6 protein-coding genes are annotated in these 4,537 nt (G+C 71.8%); 4 read left to right on the top strand and 2 right to left on the bottom strand.

All coding sequences use genetic code 11. The features are described from left to right. Positions 1-558 (bottom strand): NADH-quinone oxidoreductase subunit B (locus tag ECOMGDLI_RS27095; protein WP_369812797.1); only part of this gene is annotated, 558 nt, incomplete at its 3' end. After that, positions 555-998, bottom strand: a complete 444-nt coding sequence (locus tag ECOMGDLI_RS27090; RefSeq protein WP_233153649.1) for an NADH-quinone oxidoreductase subunit A — start codon at positions 996-998, stop codon at positions 555-557. The genes ECOMGDLI_RS27090 and ECOMGDLI_RS27095, both read right to left, overlap by 4 nt. Before the next feature lie 175 nt (positions 999-1,173). Here ECOMGDLI_RS27090 and ECOMGDLI_RS27085 point away from each other — a divergent pair, with 175 nt between their 5' ends. The 4 genes from ECOMGDLI_RS27085 (at position 1,174) to ECOMGDLI_RS27070 (ending at position 4,509) form a co-directional block, all read left to right on the top strand. Further along, complete coding sequence (locus ECOMGDLI_RS27085; RefSeq protein WP_088319951.1) at positions 1,174-2,103, top strand: ABC transporter substrate-binding protein; 930 nt, start codon at positions 1,174-1,176, stop codon at positions 2,101-2,103. A gap of 52 nt (positions 2,104-2,155) precedes the next feature. Beyond that, positions 2,156-3,010, top strand: a complete 855-nt coding sequence (locus ECOMGDLI_RS27080; RefSeq protein ID WP_088319952.1) for an amino acid ABC transporter permease — start codon at positions 2,156-2,158, stop codon at positions 3,008-3,010. Continuing rightward, a complete protein-coding gene (locus ECOMGDLI_RS27075) occupies positions 3,007-3,759 on the top strand; it encodes an amino acid ABC transporter ATP-binding protein (RefSeq protein ID WP_088319950.1) in 753 nt (250 codons plus the stop codon). Before ECOMGDLI_RS27080 ends, ECOMGDLI_RS27075 begins: the two co-directional genes overlap by 4 nt. A 111-nt stretch (positions 3,760-3,870) precedes the next feature. Next, positions 3,871-4,509, top strand: coding sequence for a hypothetical protein (locus ECOMGDLI_RS27070; RefSeq protein ID WP_088319949.1), 639 nt, complete (start codon positions 3,871-3,873; stop codon positions 4,507-4,509). Positions 4,510-4,537 lie beyond the last annotated feature (28 nt).

Below are 4,537 nucleotides of genomic sequence, written 5' to 3'. Positions count from 1 at the left end.
CCCCCGCGGCCGTCGCCCCCGGTGCGCCGCAGCAGCAGGGCGGCGGTAGCGCTCGCCGAGGTTCTCGGCCGCGATCTTCTCCTGGAGCTTGACGATGCCCTGGAGCAACGCCTCGGGCCGCGGCGGGCAGCCGGGCACGTAGACGTCGACCGGGATGATCTGGTCGACGCCCTTCGTCACGCAGTAGGAGTCCCAGTAGGGGCCGCCGGAGTTCGAGCACGCACCGAACGAGATGACGTACTTCGGCTCCGGCATCTGCTCCCAGAGCCGGCGGACGGCGGGCGCCATCTTGTCGGTCACGGTGCCCGAGACGATCATGAGGTCGGCCTGCCGGGGGCCGTGCGCGAACGGGATGACCCCGAGCCGGATGAAGTCGTGCCGGCCCATGCTCGCCGCGATGAACTCGATGGCGCAGCAGGCGAGCCCGAAGTTGAAGACCCAGAGGCTGTACTTGCGGCCCCAGTTGAGGACGACGCGCAGCGGGTACGGCGCGACGGACTGCAGGACGCCGACCCCGGGCATCCCGAGGTCGACCCGGCGCCGCTCAACGTCGCTCATGCGGTGCCCCGCCCGGTGCCGGACATCCCGCCGGCGGACAGCCCGGACGTCGGGCCGGACGCCGACCCGCCGTGCCGGCGGGCGCCCTGCCAGGCGAGCGCCCCGCGCCGCCAGGCGTGGAGCAGGCCGACGGCGAGGATCCCGAGGAAGACGCCCATCTCGGCCACCGTCGCCCAGCCGAAGGTCTCGACGACCGTCGCCCACGGGAACAGGTAGACCGCGTCGACGGCGAAGACCACGTAGAGGAACGCGTACAGGTAGTACCTGACGTTGGTCTGCGACCAGCCCCGGCCGACCGGGTCGACGCCGCTCTCGTACGTCGTGACCTTCTCGAGGGTCGGCACGCGCGGGCGCAGCACGCGGTTGGCCGCCATCGCGGCGGCGAAGAAGAGCACGCCCGCGGCGGTCACCGCCCCCACGACGAGCCAGCCGGTAGCCACGCGCCGACTCTAGTGGGAGATGGGCCGTAGCACTCCCGTCACGGTCGCGTATCGGCTCACCCGGACGGCGGGCGGCGCGAAACATGGGACGACTACCCTGGCGCCGTCCGGTGCGCCGGGCACCTCCCCCAGGCACCTGCCCAGGCACCTCGTCCCGACGTCGAAAGGCCCCCCGATGTCCCGTTCGCCCCTGGCGGCCCGCCGCACCGTGCTCGCCGTCGTCGGCGGTCTCGCCGCCGTCGCCGCGCTCGCCGCCTGCGCCCCGCAGGACAGCACCGGCGACGCCGCGGCGACCACGCCCGCGGCCACCCCCTCGGCCGCGACGTCGTCCGCCGACGCCTGCGCCAAGGACGCCCTCGCGCTGAAGACCGCGGGCACGCTGACCGTCGGGACGGACAAGCCGGCCTTCGAGCCCTGGTTCTCCGACGACGACCCGACGAACGGCAAGGGCTACGAGTCCGCCGTGACGTACGCGGTGGCGACGAAGCTCGGCTTCTCGAACGCCGAGGTGAAGTGGACCGTCGCGAGCTTCAACAGCGTCATCGCGCCCGGGCCGAAGACCTTCGACTTCGCGGTGAACCAGTTCTCCATCACCGACGAGCGCAAGAAGAACATCGACTTCTCCGCCGGCTACTACGACGTCGCCCAGGCCGTCGTCACCGTGAAGGGCAGCAAGGCCGCCGGGGCGAAGACGCTCGCCGACCTCGCGAAGGTGAAGTTCGGAGCCCAGGTCGGGACGACGTCCTTCAAGGCCATCGAGGACGTCATCAAGCCGGCGACGAAGGCCGCCGTGTTCAACACGAACGACGACGCGAAGCTCGCCCTCTCGAACGGCACGATCGACGCCATCGTCGTCGACCTGCCGACGGCACTGTTCCTCGCAGCGGTCGGCACGAAGGACGGCGGCCTCGACGACGGCGCCGTCCTCGGCCAGCTCCCGAGCGGCACCGGCACCCCCGAGCAGTTCGGGCTCGTGCTCGACAAGGGCAGCGCGCTCACCCCCTGCGTCTCGCAGGCCGTGGACGCGCTGCGCGCCGACGGCACGCTGAAGAAGCTCGAGGAGCAGTGGCTCACGAGCACGGCGGGCGCGCCCGTCCTGTCGTGACACGTCCTGCTTCGCGTCGCCGGTACGCGGCGGCGTCTTCGTGGGCCCGTCGATGACGACCACCTGGACGCCGTCCGCGCGCCAGCGCGACCGCGACGCCTACCGGCGCGGCAGGACGCGCCGCTCGGTGCTCGTCTCCGCGGCGAGCACCGTCGTCCTCGTCGGCGCGGTCGTGCTTGTCACGGTCACGTCCCCGGGGTGGGCACGGGTACAGGCGTCGTTCTTCGACCCGCGGGTCGCGTGGACGGCGCTGCCGGACGTCGCGACCGGGCTCTGGCTCAACGTGCGGGTCTGGCTCGCGGCGAGCGCCCTCATGCTCGTCTTCGGCCTGCTGCTGGCCGTGCTCCGGACGTCGCGCAGCCCGGTCCTGTGGCCGGTACGGGCGCTGGCCACCGGCTACATCGACCTGTTCCGCGGCACCCCGATGATCATCGTGCTCTACCTCGTGCTCTTCGGGGTGCCGGGGCTGCGTCTGCAGGGCACCCCGCAGAGCCAGGCCGTCCTCGGCACCATCGCGCTGACCATGACGTACTCGGCCTACGTCGCCGAGGTGCTCCGCGCCGGCATCGAGTCGATCCACCCCAGCCAGCGGGCCGCCGCGCGCTCGCTCGGCCTGTCGAACACGCAGACCATGCGCTTCGTCGTCCTGCCGCAGGCCGTGCGGCGCGTCGTCCCGCCCCTGCTCAACGACGTCGTGAGCCTCCAGAAGGACGCCGGCCTCATCTCCGTCGGCGGCACGATCCTCGACGCGATCCGGTACGCCCAGATCCAGACCTCCGAGACCGCGAGCTTCACCCCCTACGTCGTCGCCGGCGTCCTGTTCGTGCTCATCTCCATCCCCCTCACCCGGTTCACCGACCACATCGCGCGCCGCAACGGGTACACCTTCACGGGCGGCCGGGCATGACCGGCGAACCGCTTCTCCAGGTGCAGGCCCTGCGCAAGGTGTACGGCCGCACCGTCGTCCTCGACGGCCTCGACCTCGACGTCGACGCCCACGACGTCGTCGTCCTCATCGGCGCCTCCGGCTCCGGCAAGTCGACGCTGCTGCGGTGCATCGACCTGCTCGAGGACGTCGACGACGGCGCCGTCCTCCTCGAGGGCCGGGACGTCACCGACCCCCGCGTCGACGCGGACGCCGTCCGCGCCCGGATGGGCATCGTCTTCCAGTCGTTCAACCTCTTCCCGCACCTCACCGTGCTCGACAACGTCACCCTCGCGCCCCGCAAGGTGCACGGCATCGCCCGGGACGTCGCCGAGGACAAGGCCCTCGCGATGCTCGACCGGGTCGGCCTGCGCGACCGCGCGGGCGCGCACCCCGACCAGCTCTCCGGCGGCCAGCAGCAGCGCGTCGCCATCGCCCGGGCCCTCGTCAACGACCCGGTCCTCATGCTCTTCGACGAGGTCACCTCCGCCCTCGACCCCGAGCTCGTCGGCGAGGTCCTCGGCATGCTCAAGGAGCTGAAGACCGAGGGGATGACGATGCTGGTGGCGACGCACGAGATGGGTTTCGCGCGCCAGGTCGCCGACAGCGTCTGCTTCCTCGACGGCGGGCGGGTGCTCGAGTCCGGGCCGCCCGAGCAGGTGCTCGGTGACCCGGTCGAGGACCGGACCCGGCGGTTCCTGCGGCGGATCATCGAGGCCGGTCGGCTCTGAGTCCCCTCTTCCGCGGTCCTGGCGTCCGTCGGCGAGGAAGGTTCCGGACCAGCCCGCGCCTCGAGCTCGCGCCGGACGCTCTACCGGATCACGGGGAGATACCGTGCCCCCGTGCGCCTCCTCTTGGCCGTGGCGAGCTGCGTCCTCCTCGCCGCGTGCTCGTCTTCTGGCCCGCCCGCTGCCGGACAGGTGTCCACCGTCCGCGCCACCACGGCTGCGGGCGCTCAGGACGCGTGCAGGCTGCTGACCGAGACCGACCTCACCAACCTCGTCGGGTTCCACGCGCAGCCGGAGCACGGCCGTACCGGTGGTCTGCCGCACTGCCGCTGGTGGAACGGCAAGGGGGCATATGTCCAGGCAGCATCGGTCACGTCACCCGAGTGGGCGCAAGCATTGCCAGAGGTCGCCCGTGACCTCGAGCCTGCCGGCCTGGTGTCGAACCAGCAGAACCTCGAGAGTCTGCGCACGGCCGCCGCACGAGTGACCGCCGGCGAGGCGCTCGAGCCGGACGAGGCGTGCTCGTTGTTCTCCCAGATGCTCGAACTCCAAGGGCAGCCGGCAGGGTCGACCTCGGTCGTCACTGTGTTCCCCACTCAGGAGTCGCCTCAGGGAGTCACCGGCCAGGTCTGCACAGACGGCAGGTTCTCCACGATCCTCGTGTACGACGTGAAGGGACTGCGCCCGGACACCCTCACCCCAGCCGTGGCCGCTCTCCTGCCGACGGTCCACGAGCGGGCGAGAGCCATCTGAGGGCGTTCGCGCCCGCCGGCCCTACCCG

The sequence above is a fragment of the Kineosporia sp. R_H_3 genome, from assembly GCF_002198675.1.
In the GTDB taxonomy this organism is placed as follows: domain Bacteria; phylum Actinomycetota; class Actinomycetes; order Actinomycetales; family Kineosporiaceae; genus R-H-3.
Note: the sequence above shows the minus strand (reverse complement) of the source record. Positions and strands in the feature narration are given on the sequence as shown.

What these genes read in the sequence shown, in the direction of transcription:
- ECOMGDLI_RS27085 (WP_088319951.1), top strand. Translation starts at nt 1,174, where the DNA reads ATGTCCCGTTCGCCCCTGGCGGCCCGCCGCACCGTGCTCGCCGTCGTC.
- ECOMGDLI_RS27080 (WP_088319952.1), top strand. Translation starts at nt 2,156, where the DNA reads ATGACGACCACCTGGACGCCGTCCGCGCGCCAGCGCGACCGCGACGCC.
- ECOMGDLI_RS27075 (WP_088319950.1), top strand. Translation starts at nt 3,007, where the DNA reads ATGACCGGCGAACCGCTTCTCCAGGTGCAGGCCCTGCGCAAGGTGTAC.